Consider the following 25,849-nt stretch of genomic DNA (forward strand, 5'->3'; position numbering starts at 1 on the left):
CACATGCATTCTTAATATGATTTTGAATAATTTAATATTTATAATTTAAAACCAATACAACAATAAACACTGCATTCATACCGCACATTCAACAAGGTAGGTTTCTCGTGGTATTTCGCGTATATGTGGAAAAACGCACTGGTTTTGACGTTCAAGCGCAACAGCTTTTACATGAGCTTAGGGAGATTCTTGGCATAAGCGCGATTACTTCCGCAAGAATTATTAACCGTTATGATGTTGAAGGTATCAGCAAAGATTTATTCGATAATGCTGTGCAAACAGTATTGAGCGAACCTCCAGTTGATAATACTTACGATTACTTGCCTATTGAAACCGACGAGCACGTGTTTGCTGTTGAGTTTTTGCCTGGTCAATTCGATCAGCGTGCGCAATCTGCTAGCGAATGCATTCAACTTATTAGTCAAGGCGAGCGCCCAACTGTGCGCACTGCTAGAGTAATAGCTTTAAAAGGTGATCTTGACGAAAAAGCATTAAACGATATTAAACACTACGTTATTAATCCTGTTGAAGCGAGAGAAGCTTCACTTGATGAGGTAAAAAGTTTACAGCGAGAAACAGTTGTGCCATCCGATGTAGAAGTGATTAACTCATTTAACGATTTAGACGAGGCTGGATTACAAGACTTTATTAATACTCGCGGTTTGGCAATGGATTTGGCTGACGCAAAGTTCTGCCAGAAGTATTTCCGTGAAGAACATAGAAATCCTACTATTACAGAAATTCGCGTTATTGATACGTACTGGTCCGACCACTGCCGTCACACGACTTTTGGCACAGAGCTTACAGATATTTCTATTGACGATAGCACTGTTCAAGAAGCATTTAGCCGTTATCTTGATTTGCGAAAAGAACTAAATCGCGAAAATAAGCCTGTTTGCCTTATGGATATGGCAACTATTGGTGCAAAATACTTAAAGCATACTGGCGAGCTTAAAAATTTGGACGAGTCAGAAGAAATCAACGCTTGCACAGTAAAAGTTAAAGTGGATGTAAACGGTCACGACGAAGATTGGCTGTTCCTGTTTAAAAACGAAACGCACAATCATCCTACAGAGATTGAGCCTTTCGGTGGAGCTGCAACTTGCATTGGTGGATGCATTCGCGATCCTCTTTCTGGACGCTCCTACGTGTATCAAGCAATGCGCGTAACTGGTGCTGCAGATCCACGCACACCTATTAGCGAAACTTTAAACGGTAAGCTTCCGCAGCGAAAAATCGTAACTTCTGCTGCAGCAGGATACTCTTCTTACGGAAATCAGATTGGTTTAGCTACTGGCGAAGTACACGAGTTATACCACCCTGGTTATGTTGCAAAACGTATGGAGGTTGGTGCGGTTGTTGCAGCTACCCCAGCCGACCATGTGCGCAGAGAAACTCCAGCTCCTGGAGATGTGATTATTCTTCTTGGCGGACGCACTGGTCGTGACGGAATTGGCGGCGCAACTGGCGCTTCTAAAGCTCAAGATGTTGAAAGTATTGAAGAGTGCGGAGCTGAAGTTCAAAAAGGTAATGCTCCTATTGAGCGCAAGTTGCAGCGACTTTTCCGACGCAAAGATGCTTGCCAACTTATTAAGCGTTGCAACGATTTTGGCGCTGGCGGCGTTTCTGTTGCCACTGGCGAAATTGCCGACGGCTTAACTATTAATCTCGACAAAGTTTCTAAAAAGTACGAAGGTCTCGACGGCACTGAGCTTGCTATTTCTGAATCTCAAGAGCGCATGGCTGTCGACGTTGCGTCAAGTGATGCTGAAGAATTTTTGAAGTATGCTCGTGAAGAAAATCTTGAAGCAGAAATAATAGCGACTGTTACTGAAGAAGCGCGAATGCGAATGACTTGGCGTGGAAAAACCATTGTTGACTTAAGCCGCGCATTCTTGGCTTCTAATGGCGCTCCAAAACAGCAGATATTGCATATTGAAAGTGGAGAATCTTACGAAACTCCATGGCAAAATCAGTCAGATTTGCCGTTAGAAAAGCGCATGCATAACTTAGTTTCGGATATTAATATTGCTTCAAATAAAGGCTTAGCTGAACGATTTGATTCTACTATTGGTGCTGCTACTGTGCTTATGCCTTTTGGCGGTCGTCGTCAGCTTACTCCTGCTCAAGCTATGGTTGCTAAATTCCCAGTATTTGGCGAAACAAACACAGCTTCCGCAATGGCTTGGGGCTTTAATCCGTATTTAATGGAGAAAAACCAATTCACTGGTGCCTATGTTGCTGTTGTTGAATCATTGGCAAAGCTGGCAGCTAGCGGTTTCACACGCGAACGTGCTTATTTGAGTTTGCAAGAATATTTTGGCAAGCCTCACGATATTCCAGAGCGTTGGGGAAAGCCAGCTGCAGCAGTTCTTGGCGCTTTAAGTGCACAGATTGATTTTGGCGTTGGTGCTATTGGCGGCAAAGATTCTATGAGCGGAAGTTTTGAGAATCTGGATGTGCCACCAACTTTGATTTCGTTTGCGGTTTCTACTGGAGACGCACGTTTAACTGTTTCACCTGAATTTAAGGGTGTAAATCATAAAGTTATACGTATTGCTCCGAAGTATAAATCCGACGAAATTACTCCAGAAAAAGAAAGCTTCCTGAAAACACTAGAGATTGTAGAAAATATTACGAAAAACAAGCAAGCTCTTGCTATATCTACTCCTGGCTACGGTGCTAGCGCAGAAAGCTTATTCAAAATGACGCTTGGAAATCATATTGGTCTTAAATTATTCAATAATTTAAGCGACGATGATTTATTTAAGCCAGCATATGGAAGCTTCTACGTTGAACTTAAAGAAGGCGCTGAAGTTTCATCTTTAGCGAATACAAGCTTGGTTGACGTTGAGCTTGTTGGCGAAACAACTGAAAATTACGTAATTACTTCATCAAATGGCGAAGAAATTGATTTAAGTGATTTGCAAAAGGTTTGGGAAAGCGAACTTTCTTCAATCTTTCCGTATAAAAAGCCTGGCGAGATTGTAGAAACTATTAATAACAAAACTAATGTTCCTACTACAAACCGCATGCACACAGGCAAACTAAAGCCGCTTTCTCATCCGCGCGTAATTATTCCAGTTTTCCCTGGAAATAATTGCGAATACGATACTCAAGCTGCTTTTGAAAAAGCTGGAGCAGACGCTCATACGCTTATTATTAATAATTTAAGCGCAAAAGATATTGCACAATCAGCTGAACAATTGGTTGAAGAGATTAAAAAGAGTCAAATTGTAATGATTCCAGGAGGCTTCTCTGGAGGCGATGAGCCAGACGGTTCTGCAAAATTCATTACAGCATTCTTTAGGAATCCAGCAGTAACAGACGCAGTTCGTGATTTGCTCAATAATCGCGACGGTTTAATGCTTGGAATTTGCAACGGCTTCCAAGCGCTTATTAAGCTTGGTCTCGTGCCTTTTGGTGACATTATCCCAATAGATTCCGAATGCCCAACTCTTACCTACAACACTATTGGCAGACACCAAAGTAGGATTGTTCGCACTAGGGTTGCTTCAAATCTTTCACCATGGTTAGCAAATACGCAAGTTGGAGACATGCATACTGTTGCAATTTCTCATGGAGAAGGTCGCTTTATTGCTACTAACGAAGTTATGGAAAAGCTTATTAAAAACGGTCAAATAGCTACACAATATGTGGACAGCAATGGCGTACCAAGCATGAGCTTAAACGTAAATCCTAACGGCTCAATGATGTCAGTAGAAGGTATTACAAGCCCAGACGGTAGAGTTTTTGGAAAAATGGGACATTGCGAGCGCGCAGGTCGTGACTTGTATGTCAATATTCCTGATTTCCACGAGCAACCATTGTTTGAAGCTGGCGTTGAATATTTCACTGCATGAGCTTTAGTTTACAGTTGCAAAACTTGTATCAAAATAACTACAAATTCGACGATTACAATCATCGATTATTAGGGGGTATGAATGTCTGCAGAACTTGAAGATATTCACGAAGAATGCGGCGTATTTGGTGTGTGGGGTCATCAAGATGCAGCTAGGCTGACATATTTTGGACTTCATGCGCTACAGCATCGAGGACAAGAAGGTGCCGGCATTGTATCTAACGACAATGGCAAATTGCATGGGTATCGCGGATTGGGATTGCTAACTCAAGTATTTAGCAATGAACAAGTTATGGATCGTCTTACTGGAAACCGAGCTATCGGTCACGTGCGATATGCTACTGCCGGTTCTGGAAGCGTTGATAACATTCAGCCTTTCCTGTTCCGTTTCCACGATGGAGACGTAGCTCTTGCACATAACGGAAATTTGACGAATTGCACTAGCCTACGTAATTCTTTGGAAGATAAAGGCTCAATATTCCACTCAAATTCTGATACTGAAATATTGATGCATTTAATTCGCCACTCAAGTAAAGCAACTTTTATGGATCGCCTAAAAGAAGCTTTACAAACTGTTCATGGCGGTTTTGCTTACTTATTGCTTACTCAAGATGCACTAATTGGAGCAACTGATCCAAATGGTTTCCGCCCTCTTTCGCTTGGTCGTATGAAGAACGGCGCGTACGTGCTTGCTTCTGAAACTTGTGCGCTTGATATTGTGCGAGCAGAGTTCATTCGTGATATTGAGCCTGGAGAAATCATTGTTATTAATGACGATGGCTACACTATTGAGCAATATACAAAGCACGTGCAGCATGCAGTATGCTCAATGGAATTTATTTATTTCGCTCGCCCAGATTCTAATATTTACGGTATTAATGTTCATTCTGTGCGAAAGCGCATGGGTGCGCGTTTAGCTAAAGAATCTCCTGTTGAAGCAGATATGGTTATTGGAGTGCCTAATTCTTCACTTTCTGCTGCTGCAGGATACGCTGAAACAAGCGGAATTCCAAACGAAATGGGATTGATTAAAAACCAGTATGTTGCACGCACTTTTATTCAGCCAACGCAAGAATTACGCGAGCAAGGCGTTCGTATGAAACTTTCTGCTGTTCGCGGAGTGGTTGCAGGAAAGCGAGTTATCGTTATTGACGATTCGATTGTTCGCGGAACTACTTCTAAACGCATTGTGCAATTGCTTCGAGAAGCTGGCGCTAAAGAAGTGCATATGCGTATTTCTTCTCCTCCGCTTAAATATCCTTGCTTCTACGGTATCGATATTCAAACCACGAAGGAACTTATTGCAGCAAAGCATTCAGTCGAAGAAATTCGCGAGTATATCGATGCAGATTCCTTAGCATTTTTGTCTTTAGATGGATTAGTCGAGTCGATTGGATTAAAAAAGCCTGCGCCTTATGGCGGTTTGTGCGTTGCTTACTTTAATGGCGACTACCCTACTGCACTAGACGATTACGGCGAAGAATTCTTGGCTTCACTTACTCCTGAAGAACGCGAACATTTGCAAGAAGTAAGGAAACATAGTAAATATTCGCACGAAAATCTTATATAACTTAATAATTTAATTATTTATTAATTAAATTGTTCATTGCAATTTATAAATAAAACTTAAGAAAATACTTATAACATTGTTACGAAAGGAACAAATATGCCACACGCATATGAAGAAGCTGGCGTAAGCGTAGAAGCAGGATACGAAGTAGTACGTCGTATTAAATCTCATGTAAATCGCACAAAGCGCCCAGGCATTGTAGGTGGCATTGGCGGATTTGGCGGCTTATTTGATTTGGCATCTCTTGGTTACAAAGAGCCAGTGCTGATTTCTGGCACGGATGGCGTTGGAACCAAGCTTGTGATTGCAAAAATGATGAATAAGCATGACACTATTGGCATTGATTGCGTTGCAATGTGCGTAAACGATATTGCAGCTCAAGGTGCCGAGCCGCTTTTCTTCCTCGATTACATTGCGTGCGGAAAAAACAATCCTGAAATACTTGAGCAAGTAGTTTCAGGCGTTGCAGATGGTTGCGTGCAATCAGAAGCAGGTTTAATTGGCGGAGAAACTGCTGAAATGCCTGGAATGTACGACGAAGACGAGTACGATCTTGCAGGTTTTGCAGTAGGCGTTGCAGAACGTTCGAATATTGTTGACGGATCCACTATTACTGCCGGCGACGTGCTTATTGGACTTCCTTCTTCAGGAGTTCATTCAAACGGATTCTCTCTTGTTCGCAAAGCTTTGTTTGAAGAAGCAGGTTTTAGTGTAGATACGAAGTTGGATGAGCTTAATGGCAAAACACTTGGCGAAGTTCTTCTTGAACCTACTCGAATCTACGTAAAAGCTTTGAAGCCACTTTTTGCTGAGCATCTTATTAAGGGAGTTGCTCATATTACAGGCGGCGGATTTATTGAAAATGTTCCGCGCATGTACGCAGACGATTTAGCTGCAAAAATTGACACTACTAGCTGGAGCATTCCACCTATTTTTGATGTTATTGAAAAAGCTGGAAAAGTTGCTCACGCTGAAATGTTCAACGTTTTTAATATGGGCATTGGCATGGTTTTGGCAGTTGATGAAAGCAAAGCAAACGAGGCAATGCGCATACTAAACGAGCATAACGAAACAGCTTATATTATTGGCAAAATGGCTAAGCGCGAAAACGCTGCAGTTGAGTTGTTGTAAGCTGCAAAACCGCAAAACCGAAAAATATAAAGCTGCAAAACAGTAGATAGCAAAATCTTAAAGCAATAAAGGATTAAAAATGAAAGTTTTAGTAGTTGGTTCTGGCGCTCGCGAACACGCTATTGCACACGCGCTACTTAAAGGAGAAAGCGTTGAAGAAGTAACTGTTGCTCCTGGAAATCCTGGTATTGCAGCAGATGGCATTCAAACTGCAAACATAAGTCAATCAGATCATGACGCTCTTATTAAGTTCGTTAAAGACAATAACTACGATTTTGCGTTCATTGGTCCTGAAGTTCCACTTATGAATGGCATTGTTGACGATTTTGAAGCGCATGGAATTGCCGCTTTTGGTCCAAACAAAGCCGCAGCTCAAATCGAAGGCTCTAAAGATTTCGCAAAAAAGCTTATGGCTCGTCACAACGTTCCAACTGCCTCCTACAAAACATTTGACGCTTTGGAACCGGCACGCGCATACGTTCTTGAGCATGGTGCTCCAATTGTTATTAAAGCGGACGGTTTAGCTGCTGGAAAAGGCGTTACTGTTGCTATGGATGAGCAAACAGCAGTTGAAGCTTTGGAAGACATTTTTGTCGATCACCGTTTTGGTCAAGCTGGAGCAAAAGTTGTTATTGAAGAATTTTTGCAAGGTCAAGAGTTTTCGCTTATGAGTTTCGTAAGCGGAACTGATTTTTGGGTTATGCCTATTTCTCAAGACCACAAGCGTGCTTATGACGGCGATAAAGGACCAAATACTGGCGGCATGGGAGCTTATAGCCCTGTTCCACAAATTAGCGACGAAACAGTTAGGCGCGCTATCGACGAAATTGTGCGCCCAACTGTTGAAGGACTAGCTAAAGAAGGTACGCCTTTTACTGGCGTGCTTTATGCTGGCTTAATTGATACAGCAACAGGTCCTAAAGTTATTGAGTTTAATGCTCGTTTTGGAGACCCAGAAACAGAAGTTGTACTTCCTCGCCTTACTTCAGATTTTGGTGCAGCTATATGGAATATTTTGCAGCATAAAAATCCTACTTTTACTTGGAAAGATAGCGGTATTACGCTCGGCGTAATCATTGCTAGCGAAGGCTACCCTGGCACTTTAGTTACTGGAACTCAACTTCCTCAAATTCCTGTTGACGAAAATCAAGGTCAGCACGTGTATTATGCAGGAGTAAAAAGCGATGAAGAAAGCGGAAAACTTCTTACTTCTTCAGGCAGAGTAGCTCTTGTGCAAGTGCATGGAAACGACGTAAAAGACGCTCAAAACAACGTTTACAGCATATTAGATAAGCTCAATCTTCCGCACATGTTCTTTAGGCATGATATTGCAGAAAAAGCTTTAAAATAGTTTGTTAATTAAAATTAGTTTTAATTGACAAATTGCAAATCAATAAGCCCCTCGCTATTTGAAACATAATATGTATCAAATATAAACGAGGGGCATTTTAATTATCAAACTAGCTTTTAGCGCGGTAATTTCAGAAAATCAGTATTACGCAAATAATGCTTTCCAGCAGTAATGTCGTATTGTATTAAGCGATAGTCATGAAGAAGTTGGCGTGACTTCTTATCCATCTTAGACAAAATCATAGGATTACCATCGTTATCCAAGTAAATTGATTGTCCTTCAGGAATTCTATCCCATCCTTGAATAGTATTTACAACAGGAGGCTCCATGGCACTCACATGCTCATGCAAACGAGTTAAGAAAGCAAGATACGGAGAAACTTTAGCGTTCATATGTAGAGCAGCTTGAGAAATAAAGAAGTTAGGAGAAGAATACTTATTAGTACGATCTACATCTTTATTTGTATTAGAATTCTCTACATTTTTGTTTGAAGATTTTTTCTCACTACGCTCTTTACGTTCCAAAGCAACTTTATTTGACCAAATAAAATAATCAGTCAAATGCAAAGACAATGAATTCTTTTCATCCGAACTTGCAGTGCCGTAAATTCCTGGCAAATGGTCACCATAAAACATAACAGTAATAGGCTTATTTAGCTTATCTAAACTATTCAAAAACTCTTGTGTCGCCTCATCAGTGTGTTGCACACCCTTAGCGTACGTTTCAATAGAAGTTTTTTCATCATCACCAAGATCAGCAGCACCATCTTTAGAAGACGCTTCAAATTCATTATTCGCATACCAATCCCTATAAGGCATGTGGTTTTGCATAGTAACAATTTGTACGAACCTAGATTGCTTATGCTCTTTAATCTTTTCTAACGCACTCTTATATGCTGATGCGTCAGAAACATACGGTGATTTATCTATAACATCACGGTGAGCAATAACATCAGGTCCTTGCAATGCGTAGAACTTACTAAAGCCAAACTTTTTGTAATTAGTAGCGCGCAAATACATGCTCGGTTCATACGGGTGGAAAGCTATAGACTTAATAGAATTACCAGAATCATCCCAATATTGATTAATAGTTGGAGACCATTGAGCATTAGGAACCAACTGCTGATACGGGCTAGTCATTGAAGGATCAAAATTAGCCATGCTCAAACCAGTTAAAGACATGTACTCTAGGTTTGCAGTACCGCCACCGTAACCAGAAGAAAGCATCAAACCACTATCCGTATGCTTCTTCAAATTGCTAATAAATGGCATTGGATTCTTGTTCAACTTCAAACCAGGAACACGTGTAGGATCAGAGAAGGATTCAGACAAAATAAGAATAAAAGTATTATCGTTCATATTTGTTGTACGAGAACGATTTATACGTTTAGCTTCATCGTTATAACGCTTGTATACAGCCTTCATAGTTTCTTCACTGTAATCAGCAGGCTTATCCATAATTTTAGGATTCACATTACGCAAAAATGCCACAATAGCACCGTTGCGTTGAGCGTCATAAACAGAATCCCACATAGCAGGATTGTCACCAAGCATTTTAGAAAAAACATTGGCAGAAGAATCAACTGTGCCAACGCCGCAAATATACCAGCTTAAATTCCCTATTAAAATCAACGCAATTGCAACACGAATGCCAGCAGAATAGCGCCAATCTTTAAATCGCACAATCTTTCCATGATTTGTATCAAATATGTGCAAGCAAACAGTTGCAACTAAAATAAGAATAAAAACGCCTAAAGCAACACCAATTACCATAGGAGCATTATCTGGCAAAAATGAAGCAATATTACCAGTGTTACTTTTTAAAAAGTTTAAGTCCGCAGGAAGAATAGTTTCATAACGAACATTTACTTTCATATATTCGATAACAGAAATAAGCAATGAAATACTTAGAATTATTGCGCTTGATATCCAAAATCGGTTACTAATTAAAAGAATTAAACCGTATATAATTGCAACAACTAGCACGCTAAGAACAATAACAAAATTAAGTTCTCTCCAAGTTTTAGTTATTAATCCCCAACGTCCACCAGACATTGCAGAAGTCATCTCAACTCTTCCAGCGCGCTGCACACCCATTTGTACAATAATTACCGACACGACATCAACAACAAAGAAAAGAAATACATACAGCCAATATGGAACTTTCAAGCGCAAAAATGACTTCATACTATCCTCAATAAATCACACGCATACTAAATGTTACTAATACTGTGCAAGTTTACTTATTGCTATCGTCATAACTTTTTAACAATGCATTTAAACAAAAAAATAGAGATTCTAATACTTAGGACTGATTACAATATATGTTCCGATATTTATTATTTAAATAGAATAAATAATAAAAGATAAAACAAATATTGAGGAAAATTTCAGATACTAGCATTACATTACTAGGTTGGGCAAGTACTGTGCGTATATGTCGCTTAGATTAGTAACTGATACGCAATTAGACTAGGAAGTATAGGAGTCAAACATGCTGCAACTGGCAAAAGTGAGTCTTTTGCAAGGATGGCTACCAATAAGCCTTTTTAGCGTAAATGGTATTTCTTTAGTCTTGTTGCTTTTTATGAAAACAAAACGCGGCAAGAAAATGTTCCACTTATTAATACAGCTTGCAATAGGTGTAATAACATTTTTTGTCGGTGGAATAATTGCTTGGCTTATTTCAGACGTGTTTCTTGTATTCGGAGTAAGTCTTGGATGGCTCGTTATTTTTTCTATTGCATGCGGCTTCGGGCTTATAGGTTTTGCAGCAACAGCACTCGTTTTCTTGCACAAATGGAGGAAACTAGTTGCAGTAATAGCTATTATTTTGACATTACTAAGCACAGCTCTTCAAGTAGACATGATTTATGGAGAATACACGACAATAGGTTCAATATTTGGAATGGGCGGTTTTCCAAAATTAGAAGCTAATAGGCAAAAATCCGCATCCCTTACTATTAAGCAGTGGCGAGAATTAGCAACACAACACAAACTGCCAAAACTTCCTAAAAAAGGTATTGTCCGTTCAGTTTATATCCCTAATACTGCTTCACATTTCAATGCCAGAATAGCAAACGTATACCTGCCACCTGCTGCACTTGTTAAAGATTCGCCAAAACTACCAGTTATGGTCATGTTTGCAGGACAACCTGGTAGCCCTAATCACTTTTTTGCAGCAAGCGATATTGCAAACACTTTAGACAATTACGCAAAAGATCACTACGGTCTTGCACCTATTGTTGTAGCTCCTGACCAAAATGGCGACTCTTCACATAATTCTCTGTGCGCAGATACTCATGTGTTCGGAAAAGCAGAAACATATTTAACTGATGATGTTCCTAAATGGATACACAAACATTTACCAGTAAGCAAAGATCCTAAAATGTGGCTTATGGGAGGCTTCTCACAAGGAGGAACTTGCTCAACGCAACTAGTTCCATCTCACCCTGATATATTTGGCAGCATTTTTTCCGCCGGAGGCGAACTAGCGCCAACATATAATAATCGCCAAGAAACAATAAATCGTTATTTCAATGGAAACGCATCAGAATACAATAGACACGTGCCTAGTACGATAATGCGTAAAAATGCTCCTTTGAAACAAAATTATTACGCTATTGCAGGCTCATGGGATACTAAATCTCAAGCAAATCAAGCAACTATCGCACTAAGCGCACATAGCGCTGGAATGAACGTTATAACCATGCTTTCTCAAGGAACTGGTCATGATTGGCACACAGTAAAGGCTGGATTAAAAATAACAATTGATCAATTCTGCAAAAAGACAGGTATTTCAAGCACTGCACCAAAACTTAATACCTACCAAAATGTACAAATTCTTGTCAACCAGCAAGTGAATCGAGACTAATATGATGCTGTCTTTCTTTCATAAACGCTGTAAGAAAAATGATTATGACTCTAAACATTCAATAATTCGTCATGCAAAAATATTGATGCACGACTTCATAATCTGGATGCAACATAAAGTTTTCGCATTAACTCTTACGTGCATTTTTATTATTATAAATTGCACATATTGGATTGTGTTAACGCTTATGCATTTTTACACTTATGGCACAAGCGCTACTCTTGCACAATTATTTATGCGGCACCATCGCTCAAAAGGTCCAAGCTTATTCTTCGGTCACGGAAACGTCACAGAGCTGTTGATAAAAATATGCCATTCGCTTATTTTTGTAAATAATATGCCATCTCTTATGGTTAATTGCTTACTTGTTGCAGTAATTATTGGCGTTGCAGAAACTCGTATAAGCAAACTTAATATTATTTATATTTCAATATTTAGCACAATAGTTGGCATGATTGTAGGACTAACAATCATAGGTAATCTTTCAATCATTATTCGAAACATGCATTGGATTACCAAAATTCCTATTCGACTATCTCCATTCACACTGTTTATTGGCGCTTTTATGGCTTCTGCATCTTACGAATCTATTTTGTGGCGCAGAAGAACTTTAGTAATTGGATACGCTATTACTTCGGCAATGCTTCTTTATAGTGGAAATCCAGGAGATTATTGCACTATTATTGCAGCCCTTACAGGGCACATTATTGGCAATATTATGAGCAAAACAAAAGGCGTCAAACGAAATGTAAACTGGTGGGAAGGCACAGATTACGAAATTCGTAGACTTTTTGCAGTAGCTCAAAGCATTATTGCATTAGGCCCCGTGTTGGCATTATCTTCGCGCTCTCACGCAGGAATTCTTACTAATCTTGGCTTGTTTATGTCACCGCAACTAGGCTCTAAAACATGGCTTACGCGATGCATGACAAATTACAGCACAAATAATTGTTTCCTTCATTCAGGTCTACATCACGCTGCTATTGGAGGATTGTGGATTCGCATCCTATTACCAAGCATCACATTGATGATTGTTGCGTGGGGAATGTTACGCGGACGTAGACTAGCTGCATTAACTTCTATATTTATAAACGCACTAACTGTACTGTATGCAGGAATGTATTTCACTGTTTTGCCTTTAATTGCAACAAAACAAAATATTTTGGAACATCAACACAATGCTGTCGCTGTTGCTTTTATGCTTACAGCTCTCCCGCCATTATTGCTTACTATTTTGTTGATAATTAATTTAAAGCATTTTTCTGTTCATACAAACAAACTACAAGCGCGTTTGGGACTAATGGCAATTTTTATGGCATTGTACATAACTGGCGCTGGGTATGTTATTTTTGGTCTTACGATACCTGAAGACTTTACTCCATCTGCTGATATTTATCACTTATTGCGAGATTTACCAGGGCGCTGGATGCCTATGGGATTTGGAAACAGATCTAACGCAATGCTTCGCACTGAAACGCCTCTATCTTCTTTACTAGCGCAAAGCGTTGGCGTGATATTCTGGGCAATATTGTTTATTGTATGCTTTACATGGTTCCGCAGTAGCATCTCTACAAGCGAAAACGATAGAAAAAAAGCAAGCTCATTAGTAGAACTTGGCGGAAACACAATGAGCTTTATGACAACTTGGGCGAATAACCATTATTGGTTCTCTCAAAGCGGACAATCTGCAATAGCATATAGATTAAGTTACGGCATTGCGCTTACTCTTACAGAGCCTTTTGGAGATGAAAAAGAGTATTCGCAAGATATTCGAGGATTTATTAAATTATGCGAACAAAATTCGTGGTCTCCAGCATTCTATGCTGTTCACGATAAAACGCGTCAAGAACTAGAAAAACTTGGATTTACTTCTATTAAAGTCGGAACAGACATGCTAGTAGACCCTAATGTTTGGCAGACGCGAGGTAAAAAATGGCAAGATATTCGCACAGCTATAAACAAAGCAAAACGAGATGGAATTGCCGACGTACTTACAACATATAACGAAGCCTCTTGGGACATACAGCAACAAATTGTAGAAATTTCAGAAGAATGGGCAGAGTTAAAAGCTCTTCCAGAAATGAAATTTACTCTCGGCGGACTTGACGAACTTCAAGATAGCCGCGTCAAAATTTTATACGCTATTAATGAAGACGGCAGGGTACTTGGAGTAACTAGCTGGATGCCAACGTATAGGAATAATCGAATTATTGGTTGGACGCTTGATTTTATGCGTCACCGCACAGATAGTCCTAATGGGATTATGGAATTATTAATTGCTAGAATGGCAGAACGTTTAAGAGATGAAGGATTAGAAAACCCAGATTGCGCTGTAGAATTTATGAGCCTTTCTGCTGCACCTCTAGCTGGCATAAACGAAGACACGTTAAACGAAAATGGTCAAAAATCTTCTAATGTTATTAATCATGCACTAGAAATGATGTCTGACATTTTGGAACCAGCTTATGGATTCAAATCACTATATTTCTTCAAGAAAAAATTCCAGCCATCTGCAAGTTCCGTATATGTTTGTTACATGGATTCTGCAAAATTAGCTCAGATTTCACTAGCTGTAACTCACGCCTATTTGCCGGAAGCTAATCCTAAACAAATACTAGAAATGGTGAAATCTTTGCGTCCAAAAAGTAGCGAAGCGAACAAATAATTTGTTAAGTTTTAGATAAACTTCGGCGAGTTCTCCCTAGTGTTGCGTAAAGTAACAAGTGCACGTCAGGGAGGTTCATCGTGTCAGAAGTAAAGCCAACCGTCGCTGTCGTAATGGGATCCTCAAGTGATTGGGAAACCATGCGTCATGCTTGTGAAATTCTAGATAAATTCCAAGTTCCGTATATAAAACGAGTTATTTCCGCACATCGTACACCAGAATTAATGGCAGATTTTGCGCATAATGCTCGCTCAAACGGTTTCAAAATTATTATTGCTGGAGCCGGCGGAGCTGCCCACTTGCCTGGCATGATTGCGGCACAAACCACGCTTCCTGTTATTGGCGTGCCAGTGCGCTCGCATGCGCTATCGGGCTGGGATTCATTGCTTTCAATAGTACAAATGCCAGGAGGTATTCCTGTTGCAACTACTGCAGTAGGAAACTCTGGAGCAACAAATGCTGGATTGCTTGCTGTAAGCATTTTAAGCACAACTGATAATCGTCTTGCTGAAGAACTAGCAGAATATCGCAATGATCTAAAAGAAAAAGTCGAGGAATCAAATGCCAACCTTATCTGAAGTCACTAATGGCGCTGTTGAACGTTTAATGCCGGGAGCCACTATTGGAATTATTGGCGGCGGTCAGTTGGGGCGCATGATGGCTATTGCAGCTCGCCATATGGGTTTTCGTATTGGTGTTCTCGATCCAACGCTTGACTGCCCTGTGTTCCAAGTAGCAGATTTGCAAGTTGAAGCTAATTATGACGATCCTGAAGGCTTGCGTGAGCTTGCAGAGCGTTGCGATGTATTAACTTACGAATTTGAAAATGTTAACGCAGATGCACTTGATAAAGTTCGTCATTTAACAGCAATTCCTCAAGGAACTGACTTGTTACGCGTAACTCAAGATCGCGTCAGCGAAAAAACGTTTATCAATAGTCATGAAATCGAAACAGCTCCATGGCGTGAAGTAAATAATTTAGACGATTTAGATGACGCTATTGACGAAATAGGCTTACCAGCAATTCTTAAAACTCGTCGCGGCGGCTACGACGGTCACGGTCAAGATGTTTTGCGCACAGAAGAAGACGTTGCCAATATTCACCATCGTGCGGATCGCGGCGGAAAATTCCCTCCTTCAATTCTCGAAGGTTTCGTCGATTTTGCTTTCGAAGCGTCGATTCTGGTTTCTGGAAATGGCAAGGATTTCGTAACTTATCCTCTAGTAAAAAACGTGCATCACAATAGTATTTTGCACATGACTTTAGCTCCTGCAGTAGTTGATCCTGAAGTTGAAAAAACAGCTCACGAATTAGCTTTGCGCTTAGCTAAAGGATTCGAGCTGGCAGGAACGTTAGGAATTGAGCTTTTCATCACTAAAGATAATCGCGTAGTAGTAAACGAGCTTGCTCCTCGTCCTCACAATTCTGGGCATTATACGATTGAAGCTTGCGATATGGATCAATTCGAAGCGCATATTCGCGGTATTGTTGGCTGGCCTTTAAAGAAGCCTAAGCTGCTTTCTCCTGCTGTTATGGTAAATGTTCTTGGACAACATGTAGCTCCTACGCGTTCGCTGATTTTGGAACATCCAGAATGGCATATACACGATTATGGAAAAGCTGAAGTTCGTAAGAATCGCAAAATGGGTCATATTACTGTGCTATGCGATAATCCTGTTGAAGCAGCAGCTGCATTGGACGCAACAGGCTGCTGGGATGACGAACTAGACTAAACAACGAAAGGACGTGAAATGCCTAGCGAGCCTATGCGTAGACATACGAAGCAAAAAGAAATAGTACTCTCCTACTTACGCGAATCTCGTAATTTTGTTTCTGCACAAGATTTGCACAGAATACTCGCTAAAAACGGAGAGATTGTTGGCTTAGCAACAGTGTATCGTCAACTTAATTCTTTAACTCAAAACGGCGAAGTAGATACCGTGCGCTTTAAGGGACAGCAATTATTCCGTATTTGTGATGAAAATACTCATCACCATCATTTAGTGTGCGAACGTTGCGGAAAAACAGTCGACATTGAGCCGCCTGACGACGAGGGATGGATTCATAAAGTAGCTGAATCTCACGGGTACACTGTTGTGGATCATACGCTAGAAGTATTCGGCTTATGCGAAAGCTGCCGCGAAGAAGATAAGTAACCCTGCGTGCGTCTTAAAGACGCACGCAGACCTCGCTTGCGTTGAAAGCACACCGTGCTTTCAACCATGAGCAAGCTCGGCACTCCGAGTTGCTTTCGCGCGCTAAATCGCTGCGCTCAAGCAGGTCGTCGCGCACGCAGTCAACCATCTGCACCAGTAACAAAAAACGACCAAAACTGTACAGCGGTGTAAAGAAACGGTCGCCTACGCGCGAAAAAACGGCAGAAACTTTACGCACGTGTAAAGAAAAAGCCGTTTGCGCACCTCAATCCGGCAGAAACTTTACAACCGCGCGCAGTTTATGCCGCTTCCCAGCCAGATTCCGACCAAAACTTTACAGCGGTGTAAAGAAAAAGTCGGCTACGCGCGAAAAAACGGCAGAAACTTTACAATCGCGCTGCTAGCGAATCGATACACGCGTTAAATATTTTTGCAGTCAATAGAAAATGTCGAAAACATCTTGCGATTATGTATTTTCGACAGTTTTGGCTTGCGTTTTGTTTATTCCACCAAACGATTTGGTATTTTCGACATTTTAGTAAGCTGCAAAAATCGTAGAAAACGCTTGGAACGCAGCGCTCAGGCAGGTCGTCAGCGCACACCAATCACAGCCGAATTCCTAATGAACTACCACACAAACCTGCCCTGCCTTCGTCATTCGAGATGAAGGCAGACCTCGCTTGCGTTGAAAGCACACCGTGCTTTCAACCATAAGCAAGCTCGGCACTCTGAAAAATCTTGAAATGCGCTATGCTATTTCAAGATTTCATCGTGAACACGACTCACACAAAAACTACTCGCTCACACCTACAAATTCCGGAGAATTTCCTACAAGCATTACACACTAATCTGCCCTGCCTTCGTCTTTACTGACGAAGGCAGACCTCGCTTGCGTTGAAAGCACACCGTGCTTTCAACCTTGAGCAAGCTCGGCACTTTTAAAAAGCCCGAAATTCTTATAATTTCGGGCTTGGTAAAACACAAAACAAAAACCAAAAACAAACCAACAAGAACACCCTGCGCGCGTCTTTAAGACGCGCGCAGACCTCGCTTGCGTGCAAAGCACACCGTGCTTTGCACCCCGAGCAAGCTCGGCACTCTGAAAAATCTTGAAATGCACTATGCTATTTCAAGATTTCATCGTGCCCCCGACGCGACTCGAACGCGCAACCAACGGATTAGAAGGCCGTTGCTCTATCCTTTGAGCTACAGAGGCAAACAAATGGTTATTATACCAAAAAACTACTATCAACGCGCCATAAAATTATAAATATCAAACGTTTATATAAAAATTGTTATTCAATAATCCACGCAAGTGACATCAACACTGCAAGGAAGAACACATTGACAATAGTATACGTGAGCAAATAACGCCCACGGTAATGCGAATACTGGTGCGTAATTCCCTTATAAGAAATAAGCGAAGCCATAGAAGCAATCAAAGTACCCATTCCACCAAGATTCGTGCCAATGATAAGAAGCTTCCACTGGTCACAGAATCCAGAAAGCAGAATCGTCGTCGGCACGTTACTAATAAATTGGCTTGAAGCAATAGAAACTTCCATCGGATGCGTGCCAACCCACATTTGCGCAAGATCACTAAATCCAGGAACTCGACGCATATTGCCAATAAAAACAAAGAACATAATAAACGTGAGCGGCAAAGCCCAATCTAAAACACGGAATACGTGACGGTCGCAAACAAGAAAAGCTGCAACCATAATAAGCACCATAATCCAGTCAGGAATCCAACCACTAACACCACACAAGCAAACGACAAACAGCAAACTATAAACAGTAACACGCCAGCGAGTAAAACTCATGCCATAGCCCATAACGCGAATTTCATCAGGCTGCGGATGACCATGCGAAGGAGCCAACACACTTTGCTCAATATCATCACCATGCAAACCTGCAAACTGGTCAACCGGGCGCGACTTAAAGAATACGAATGCAAATACAATCATCAACAGTGCTGCTGTAATCGTATAAGGAGCCATAATCTTCAAAAAATCTTGCGTAGACATATGAGTCAACGCCTTTAAATACAGATTGTGAGCATTGCCAATAGGAGTAAGCATACTTCCAACATTGGCACCAATGGTCATAAGCGTAATTACAAGAATTGACTGCTTTTCAGCATTCGCCATTACGAGCACAGATAATGCAAAAGGCACAAAAGTAACCAAAGCAACGTCGTTCGTAATCCACATTGATGAAAAGAATGTTAGCGACATAAGCACGAGCACCAAGCCGCGCTCAGTGCGCACATGCCTTAACAAACGCGCACCAATAGATCGAAACACACCAATGCGCTGGAATCCGCACACAACCATCATAAGACACACTAATTGCGAAATAGTGTTGACATGAATATAACTTAAATATTGCGGATCTGGAGGTACAAAAAAACAAGAAATAATTGCTAAAATTGCGGCAACAATAAGAATGGTTTCACACTTGACCAGATTCAACAGCCAGCGCTTCATCATTCCTCCGTAACGCAATAGACACAATGATTCTATTGTACTAGAAACCCAGTCCCACAATCGTGTTAAATTCCCGACAAAATCGTTGCAATAACAATAAATTAGCAAGTATTAATAGCGTGATTTAGCCTAAAGTAGCTAACACAAAATTCCGCCCTTTTTTATGACACGCGCATCGCAAAAAATTGCGTTTAAAGACAAGATTGCGTATATCATATTAAAACAAAGAATTTGTTGTCTACACAAGAAGCGAATTATGGCAGAAATAAACAAAACAGAAGATCAAAAGCTTGAACAAAAACTTGCTCGTCAAATGCATCTTCGTGAAAACCACAAGCGCAATACTGCAGATTTAGTTGTTGAATGCTTGGTAAACGAAGGCGTTGAAGTAGTATTCGGTATTCCAGGTGAGGAAAATATTCCGCTTCTTGAAGCAATTGAGCGCGATGGACGAATTCGTTTTGTGCTTACTCGCCACGAGCAGGGCGCCGGTTTTATGGCAGCAACATACGCTCATATTACTGGAAAACCGGGCGTATGCTTGGCAACTCTAGGTCCTGGCGCATTGAATTTAACGCTTCCTGTAGCTCAAGCAAACGCAAGCACTACACCGCTTGTAGCGATTTGCGCACAAGGTAACGTTTCTAGGCTTTATAAGGAATCTCACCAAATTATTGATTTGGTTGCGCTCTTCCAACCGATTACGCAATGGTCTTCTATGATGCTTGCTCCAGAATCTGCGCCGGAAATGGTTCGAAAAGCTTTCTCTATTGCCGGTCGCAACCGTCCGGGAGCCACGTGCCTTGTTATTCCGGAAGATATTAGCGAAATGCCGGCACCTGACGACGCAAAGCCTCTTCCACTGCCGCATCCTTTGCATATTATGCCAGCGCCAGACACTATTGAAGAAGCTGCGAAAATTATTAGTCAAGCAAAGCAACCTATTATTTTGGCTGGAAACGGCGTTGCGCGCTCTCACGCTGAGGATCAGCTTCTTGCGTTTGCTGAGCAGCTTAATGTGCCAGTTGCAACTACTTTCGAAGGTAAGGGCGTTTTCCCAGATAATCATCCGAATGCACTTGGCGTAGTCGGCTTCATGCATCGCGATTACGAGAACTTCGCGTTTGACACTGCTGATTTGATTATTGCTGTCGGCTTCTCAATTCAGCAGTTCGACCCGAAGAAAATCAACCCAAATATTGATAAAACTATTATTCACATCAATACTTTTGTGGAAGATACCGACGCGCACTACCCTACTGCGTTGAATATTATGGCGAATATTGGCCAAACGCTTAAAACTCTTACAGAAGTATTAAAGACACGCAACATCACTTTCGACGTAAGCCACCCACGTATTCGACAACTGCTTACGGAAGAATTACATTCTTGCGAAAACGACGAAAGCATGCCAATGAAACCACAGCGCGTAGTTTACGATATTCGCCGCGCTGTTCCTGAAGGCACGAAGGTACTTGTAGATACAGGCGCTTTGAAAATGTGGATGGCACGCTTGTACCCAACTATGCACCCGAATACTTGCATAATCGACAACAGTCTTTCAACTATGGCTTGGACGCTTCCGGGCGCTGTTGGAGCTTCGTTTATCCGCGATAATTCCGGCAAAATTAACACGAAACCGGTTTTGGCTGTGATGGGCGACGGAAGCTTTATGATGAACGTGCAGGAAATCGAAACTGCAGTGCGCGTTGGAAGCCGAATGGTAGTTCTTGTTTGGGAAGATAACGCGTACGGCTTAATTAAGTGGAAGATGGAACTTCACGCAGGCGAGCACGAGTACGTTGATTTCCATAATCCGGATGTGCCAAAACTTGCGGAAAGCTTTGGCGCGCGCGGTCACGTTGTTAAAAAGCCGGAGGATTTGTACAACATGCTTCGCTCGGCTTTGGAGCAGGAAAGCGGAGTGGACGTGATTTCTTGCCCAGTTGATTACAGCGAGAATATGAAGCTTATTGAAAAGCTCGGCGATATTGACTTTAGTAACTGAGTTTCAATAAATTTTTGCAAGCAAAAGGCCACGCAATCACACTAGATTACGTGGTCTTTTGTTTGTATTTTTAATACAGTTCATTTTACACTATTCAGTCGTGTGGATATTCGTGTGGTAGAGATTTGAGATTTTTTGCACTGAGCGAGGCGAACGTCAGAGCCGCAGGCTGCTGATTCGCCAAGCGAAGAAGAAAAATCGAAAAATCTCTGCGATAGACACGGTTATTAACGATTAAACACACAGAGTTTGGGGGATTTCTTTACGAGCGCTAAAAGAGGACTGAGAAGCTACATTCCTTAAAGAAAAGCGAACACAATAAGCGCCTTTAGCAGCCAGAGCGCCCGAAGGACGGGACGCACGAGGAGAGAAATCCCCCGAAACTCGCGCAACAGCAAGCAAATCGTAAAATTAACTACAGTTTTGCACAAAATATTGCATTAAAGGCTACATGATTTGCGATTGCAAGTTTTTGCGAGCCGCTTCCATTGAGGTGATTTTCCCCAGAAGCTCAAGCTTTTCCTGACCATCCTTAAGTTTCGCCATACGCGCTCTAGCAGCACCGATTCTACGCATATAGCCGATATCAAGAAGGCGAATAAGCAGCTCGTTTGCATACTTACTTTCTGCGCTTGTAGCTTTCCGCAAAAGATCTGAAGGAGATCCGTTTGAGACTTGCTGATTCTGTCGATTGCCGGCATCTTCCAATGCATCTGCAGAAGAAGGAAGCGGCAACGGCATTACAGAAAGCTCTGTAATAACGGACTCAAGCAAAGGACCTGCAGCTTTTGTCATCATGTGCAGCCACAATCCTTGCGAAACATTGCCAACTGGCAATCCACCTGCAGCTACAAATGCTTGAAACAGCGTACGAAATACTGGTGTAATAAAATTATTCAAAGTCAATTGCGCAAATAATTTCTCATCAAAAGCAAGCGGGACTTGCAAAAGTAACGCCATAAATTGTTGTTCGCACATAAATACAGCATCATCCACACGATAATAATGCTGATTTTTAGCAGAACTTTTAATAATTTCCATGCGAGAAGCTTTAAAACCTGCATTACGATCGTCATTAATTTGCTGACCAAAAGGCGGAATAACGTTATGCTTTTGCGCATAAGCGTCGTCGTCATAAACTTTCAAACGTCTACGTGCAGACTCAACTTCATTGCGCATAACAGCTAAATCAACGCCAATTGAACGCACGGCTTTGCGCATATACAAGTCAAGCAACGAACGGTCTCGGATTTGCGCAATAAGAGGAGCGACAGCCTTTATAGCGCCCATTTGACCAGTAGTGTACGAAGTTTCAAAACGATTAATTACTGTGTCAATAACGAAATCATATAGCGGACTTGCGTGCGCAACAAGCGAACGCACAGCCTCGTCACCGCGCTGAATACGCAAATCGCAAGGATCGAGATTATTGTCTGCTACAGCAACAAAAGTTTGCGTCAAAAAGGCAGAATCCAAACCAAAAGCGTGAAGCGCAGCCTTCTGCCCGGCAGCATCACCATCAAAAGTAAAAACGATGCGCGAACTTACAGACTGTCCATCCACCTTCAGTGGGCCAACAAGCTGAATTGCACCCAAAGAATCGTCTGCAATAAGGCGGCGCACAATTTTTGCATGCTCAACACCAAACGCAGTTCCGCAAGTTGCAACAGCAGTATCGACACCAGCCAAATGACATGCCATTACATCTGTGTAGCCTTCAACAATTACAACTTGACGCTTTTTTACAATATTTGCTTTAGCTAAGTCAATTCCGTACAAAACTTGCGTTTTTCGATACAGTGCAGTGTCAGGAGTGTTAATATATTTTGCGCTAATAGAGTCGTCGTCGTAAAGCTTGCGAGCGCCAAAGCCAAGAGTTCGACCAGTCGAGTCGCGAATAGGCCAAGTTAAGCGACCGCGGAAATAATCATATATTCCGCGCTGACCGAGTCTGGCAAGTCCAGCGTCGAGAAGCTCTTGACGAGTAAAACCTTTATTCGCTAAGTATCTGACTAAATTATCCCAGCCTTTAGGCGCGTAACCGCAAGAAAAACGCGCACTTTGTTGCGGAGTAAAGTTTCGCCCTGCAAGTAATTCGCGCGCAGGAGCTGCCTCTTGAGTGCCGAGATTTGAAACGAAAAACTTTTGCGCTTCTTCATTTGCTTCTAAAAGCCTGGCTCGCTTAGAACCGCGCGCTTGAGAATCACTATTTTGCTCCTGCTTATAATGCATCTCAATGTGGTAACGATCTGCTAAAAACTCGACCGCTTCACGAAAATCAATATTCTCTTTTTGCTCAACGTACTTAAATACATCGCCGCCAGCGCCGCAACCAAAACAGTGCCACACTCCCAAGCTTGGTCGCACGCTAAAACTCGGCGTTTTTTCATCGTGGAATGGGCAAAGACCTACAAAAGTGCCAGTTCCGGAAGGCTTAAGCGTCACTGTTGCAGACACAATGTCATACAAATCTGCCGCAGCGCGCACGCGCTCAATGTCTTCTTTCACAATCATTCCAACCATGCTATCTAGCTTATCGCAAATCTGCTGCGAGTGGTATTGCGCACATAACTTTAGTGTTTTCTGCGCAACAAAACCGTCGAAAACACATAATCACTTGGTGAAATAAACAAAACGCGCGACGAAACCGTCGAAAACACAAAATCATTTGATGAAATCGACTTCTATATTGACTACAAATTATTTAATACGGATGTAATATACAAGTAGGTGTTTATTATCCGGAAAAATAGAGATTTTAGAAAGATTGTAAGAGGGATAGTATGTTTTGCGAGAATTGCGGAAGCAAAATTAATGCAGGAGACAAGTTCTGCAATTTGTGCGGAAGCACTGTTGAAAGTTATACATATACTCAACAAGCTCAGAAAGCGCAGTCGACTCAACCAGCCCAATCAGCTCAAAAAGCGCAACCAACCCAGATAACCCAACAAGCACAACCAACTCAACCAGCTCAACAGACCATACCAGTTCAGCCAGTCCAACCAACTCAGCCAACTCAACCAACCCAAACTAAACAGCAATCACAACAATCTTCGCAATTACCTCTACCACAACAGAATAAAACTTTTGAAGATCAAAAAACTAGCAATAAACCAAATAAGCATAGCAAAAAAATTGCAATCATCATCACTAGCATCGTGCTGTCAGTAGTGCTTGTGTTAGCTGGAACAGTTTGGTATTTCGCCAAAAATATTTCTTTAACTTCTATAGGATTAAATTCAAATCCAGGAGTAATTCCCAAAGCAAAAGTTGGAGACAATGCGGATAATATTGCAAAAACACTGGAAAATAACGGTTTCCGCACGAAAGTTATAGACGAGTTTAGTTCTAAGAAACAGGGAAGTTTCCTTCGATATGTGAATGTTAAGCCAGGTTCACACAAGTCTACTAGCACGGTTGTGAAGATTTTAAGATCTAAAGGTCCTGGCGTTCCAGCGAAAGGCGTTGTTGGCGCAAGTTTAGACGAAGCCAAAAAAATCGTGAAGTCGATGGGTGTTCCAGTAAAGCTGCATCATGTTCCTTCCACAGATGCTGCAGTCGGTAAAATCGTTGCGTCTAGCCCGATGCCTGGAAACGCTGTTGGTAAAGACGGCGTGATTCATGTTGCTATCGGCGAAAAACGCGATGGCGTTCCGGTTGATTTGTTTGGATTAGATAAAGACAAAGCCAAGGACATGCTATCTTCTAAGCCTTTCGGAGTTAACCTTCGCCCGAAGTTTTCATCGCCAAAATATTTCGGCAAAATTGTTGGCGCGTACCCTGCTTTGGGCACTAAAGGCAAGCCTAAAGCCGTAACGCTTTATTATGGTGTTGACGCATCCAAGACTAGGGATGTTGTAACAGAACCAACGGATTATAACGATAAAACGGCTTATCTTGTAACCCGAGCTGGTTCTTTTATAGGCAAATGGTGCACGAAGAGTGGTAAATGCATAACTCTTATTCCACGTCTTTATAAAAATGAGAAAAAGTGGGAAAGCGACGAAAAAAGTATTACAGAACTTATACCTACAGATATTGCAGATAAAAACGGTAGAATACCTGATGAAGACAACAAAGGTTATATAAATACGAAAGGTGTTCTTGGACTAAATTCAGGAGGCCAAGATCCAACTGATCGCGCTATATTTGATAAGAATATTCCAGATAGTGAATTTATGAGGAACCATCTTATTTCTGGCGATACTGGTGCTGTTGAACTGTATTCTGGTGGAGCAGTTATAGAATGCGGCGGTGAGGATGCTTTTATTATGGGCGCTGGATTCACGTGTGTGAACGGAAAATATGTTCAGTTTCCAGATAACAATCCAGAAGAATATGACAGAATTCATAATGAACCAGGCTACGACCTAGGCTACTACTACACTATGCGAGATTTTATGGTAATCGTGCCAGTTGGAGCGAAGTTCGACAAGCTTGTAAACAGCGGATATTTTGTTGGAAAGCCTACACACAAGCCAGATTTGAAGCGTCCGTTTATTTTGCGCAGAGATCCTAAGCTATACAAAGAAACACGCAGGAACCAGAAACCGGGAAGTGCTTGGGTTAATCCTTTTGTGCCTACGGAGAGTAGTCGCGCAGTTCCGTTCGCACCAGCACCGGATGATTCGAACGCGTATTATCTTGTGGAAGAACCTTTCGACTGGGACGATTCCCCTAGCGAATCGTTGTAAAACGTGCTTGTTTTATCTACTTTACTTGGTATTAGCACGCTTTTATACC

The 25,849-nt window shown here is 41.6% G+C and carries 14 protein-coding genes and 1 tRNA gene; 11 read left to right on the forward strand and 4 right to left on the reverse strand.

Annotated features, from left to right (window positions below; all coding sequences use genetic code 11):
* The first annotated feature begins 107 nt into the window (after window positions 1-107).
* From ACJV2T_RS03370 to purD, 4 genes are all read left to right on the forward strand, one after another.
* Window positions 108-3,863 carry a phosphoribosylformylglycinamidine synthase gene (locus tag ACJV2T_RS03370; RefSeq protein ID WP_419399145.1) on the forward strand — a complete coding sequence of 1,252 codons (3,756 nt, stop codon included), beginning with the start codon at window positions 108-110 and terminating at the stop codon, window positions 3,861-3,863.
* Between the two features lie 81 nt (window positions 3,864-3,944).
* Entirely contained in the window at window positions 3,945-5,432 is a 1,488-nt protein-coding gene (gene purF / locus ACJV2T_RS03375; protein ID WP_004105975.1) for an amidophosphoribosyltransferase, read from the forward strand.
* Window positions 5,433-5,528: 96 nt separating this feature from the next.
* Window positions 5,529-6,563, forward strand: a complete 1,035-nt coding sequence (purM, locus tag ACJV2T_RS03380) for a phosphoribosylformylglycinamidine cyclo-ligase (RefSeq protein ID WP_419399146.1) — start codon at window positions 5,529-5,531, stop codon at window positions 6,561-6,563.
* A gap of 79 nt (window positions 6,564-6,642) precedes the next feature.
* Window positions 6,643-7,914 carry a phosphoribosylamine--glycine ligase gene (purD, locus tag ACJV2T_RS03385; protein WP_419399147.1) on the forward strand — a complete coding sequence of 424 codons (1,272 nt, stop codon included), beginning with the start codon at window positions 6,643-6,645 and terminating at the stop codon, window positions 7,912-7,914.
* A gap of 116 nt (window positions 7,915-8,030) precedes the next feature.
* Here purD and ACJV2T_RS03390 read toward each other — a convergent pair whose 3' ends face one another.
* The gene (locus tag ACJV2T_RS03390; protein WP_419399148.1) at window positions 8,031-10,100 is read right to left on the reverse strand and encodes an LTA synthase family protein; all 2,070 of its coding nucleotides are present in this window, start codon (window positions 10,098-10,100) and stop codon (window positions 8,031-8,033) included.
* Between the two features lie 307 nt (window positions 10,101-10,407).
* Between ACJV2T_RS03390 and ACJV2T_RS03395 the strand changes: the two genes are divergently transcribed.
* The 5 genes from ACJV2T_RS03395 (at window position 10,408) to ACJV2T_RS03415 (ending at window position 16,609) form a co-directional block, all read left to right on the forward strand.
* Window positions 10,408-11,787: an alpha/beta hydrolase gene (locus tag ACJV2T_RS03395; RefSeq protein WP_415683798.1), complete on the forward strand. Its 1,380-nt coding sequence runs from the start codon at window positions 10,408-10,410 to the stop codon at window positions 11,785-11,787.
* A gap of 1 nt (window position 11,788) precedes the next feature.
* On the forward strand, window positions 11,789-14,452 hold the full coding sequence (locus ACJV2T_RS03400) for a bifunctional lysylphosphatidylglycerol flippase/synthetase MprF (protein ID WP_419399149.1): 2,664 nt from the start codon (window positions 11,789-11,791) through the stop codon (window positions 14,450-14,452).
* Window positions 14,453-14,565: 113 nt separating this feature from the next.
* Entirely contained in the window at window positions 14,566-15,030 is a 465-nt protein-coding gene (gene purE / locus ACJV2T_RS03405; protein WP_415687009.1) for a 5-(carboxyamino)imidazole ribonucleotide mutase, read from the forward strand.
* Entirely contained in the window at window positions 15,014-16,186 is a 1,173-nt protein-coding gene (purK, locus tag ACJV2T_RS03410; protein WP_415686629.1) for a 5-(carboxyamino)imidazole ribonucleotide synthase, read from the forward strand. The genes purE and purK overlap by 17 nt, the downstream gene beginning before the upstream one ends.
* Before the next feature lie 18 nt (window positions 16,187-16,204).
* On the forward strand, window positions 16,205-16,609 hold the full coding sequence (locus tag ACJV2T_RS03415) for a Fur family transcriptional regulator (RefSeq protein ID WP_415686628.1): 405 nt from the start codon (window positions 16,205-16,207) through the stop codon (window positions 16,607-16,609).
* Window positions 16,610-17,752: 1,143 nt separating this feature from the next.
* Here ACJV2T_RS03415 and ACJV2T_RS03420 read toward each other — a convergent pair.
* Both ACJV2T_RS03420 and ACJV2T_RS03425 read right to left on the reverse strand, forming a co-directional pair.
* A tRNA-Arg gene (locus ACJV2T_RS03420) sits at window positions 17,753-17,825 on the reverse strand.
* Window positions 17,826-17,904: 79 nt separating this feature from the next.
* Window positions 17,905-19,098, reverse strand: coding sequence for an SLC13 family permease (locus ACJV2T_RS03425; protein ID WP_415683794.1), 1,194 nt, complete (start codon window positions 19,096-19,098; stop codon window positions 17,905-17,907).
* Window positions 19,099-19,411: 313 nt separating this feature from the next.
* Here ACJV2T_RS03425 and ACJV2T_RS03430 point away from each other — a divergent pair, with 313 nt between their 5' ends.
* Window positions 19,412-21,106, forward strand: a complete 1,695-nt coding sequence (locus ACJV2T_RS03430) for an acetolactate synthase large subunit (RefSeq protein ID WP_415687651.1) — start codon at window positions 19,412-19,414, stop codon at window positions 21,104-21,106.
* A gap of 447 nt (window positions 21,107-21,553) precedes the next feature.
* On the opposite strand, the gene dnaG is transcribed toward ACJV2T_RS03430, so the two are convergent.
* Entirely contained in the window at window positions 21,554-23,629 is a 2,076-nt protein-coding gene (dnaG, locus tag ACJV2T_RS03435; protein WP_415683792.1) for a DNA primase, read from the reverse strand.
* A gap of 260 nt (window positions 23,630-23,889) precedes the next feature.
* Here dnaG and ACJV2T_RS03440 point away from each other — a divergent pair, with 260 nt between their 5' ends.
* A complete protein-coding gene (locus tag ACJV2T_RS03440) occupies window positions 23,890-25,800 on the forward strand; it encodes a PASTA domain-containing protein (protein WP_419399150.1) in 1,911 nt (636 codons plus the stop codon).
* Window positions 25,801-25,849: the final 49 nt, after the last annotated feature.

The organism is Gardnerella phocaeensis (assembly GCF_048545075.1).
In the GTDB taxonomy this organism is placed as follows: Bacteria; Actinomycetota; Actinomycetes; order Actinomycetales; family Bifidobacteriaceae; genus Bifidobacterium; species Bifidobacterium vaginale_J.

Bases quoted from the DNA above. Each gene is read 5' to 3' on its own strand.
- ACJV2T_RS03430 (WP_415687651.1), top strand. From the start codon at position 19,412: ATGCATCTTCGTGAAAACCACAAGCGCAATACTGCAGATTTAGTTGTT.
- ACJV2T_RS03395 (WP_415683798.1), top strand. From the start codon at position 10,408: ATGCTGCAACTGGCAAAAGTGAGTCTTTTGCAAGGATGGCTACCAATA.
- dnaG (WP_415683792.1), bottom strand. From the start codon at position 23,629: ATGGTTGGAATGATTGTGAAAGAAGACATTGAGCGCGTGCGCGCTGCG.
- ACJV2T_RS03415 (WP_415686628.1), top strand. From the start codon at position 16,205: ATGCCTAGCGAGCCTATGCGTAGACATACGAAGCAAAAAGAAATAGTA.
- ACJV2T_RS03390 (WP_419399148.1), bottom strand. From the start codon at position 10,100: ATGAAGTCATTTTTGCGCTTGAAAGTTCCATATTGGCTGTATGTATTT.
- ACJV2T_RS03400 (WP_419399149.1), top strand. From the start codon at position 11,789: ATGATGCTGTCTTTCTTTCATAAACGCTGTAAGAAAAATGATTATGAC.
- ACJV2T_RS03425 (WP_415683794.1), bottom strand. From the start codon at position 19,098: ATGAAGCGCTGGCTGTTGAATCTGGTCAAGTGTGAAACCATTCTTATT.
- purD (WP_419399147.1), top strand. From the start codon at position 6,643: ATGAAAGTTTTAGTAGTTGGTTCTGGCGCTCGCGAACACGCTATTGCA.
- purK (WP_415686629.1), top strand. From the start codon at position 15,014: ATGCCAACCTTATCTGAAGTCACTAATGGCGCTGTTGAACGTTTAATG.
- purE (WP_415687009.1), top strand. From the start codon at position 14,566: ATGGGATCCTCAAGTGATTGGGAAACCATGCGTCATGCTTGTGAAATT.
- purM (WP_419399146.1), top strand. From the start codon at position 5,529: ATGCCACACGCATATGAAGAAGCTGGCGTAAGCGTAGAAGCAGGATAC.
- ACJV2T_RS03440 (WP_419399150.1), top strand. From the start codon at position 23,890: ATGTTTTGCGAGAATTGCGGAAGCAAAATTAATGCAGGAGACAAGTTC.
- purF (WP_004105975.1), top strand. From the start codon at position 3,945: ATGTCTGCAGAACTTGAAGATATTCACGAAGAATGCGGCGTATTTGGT.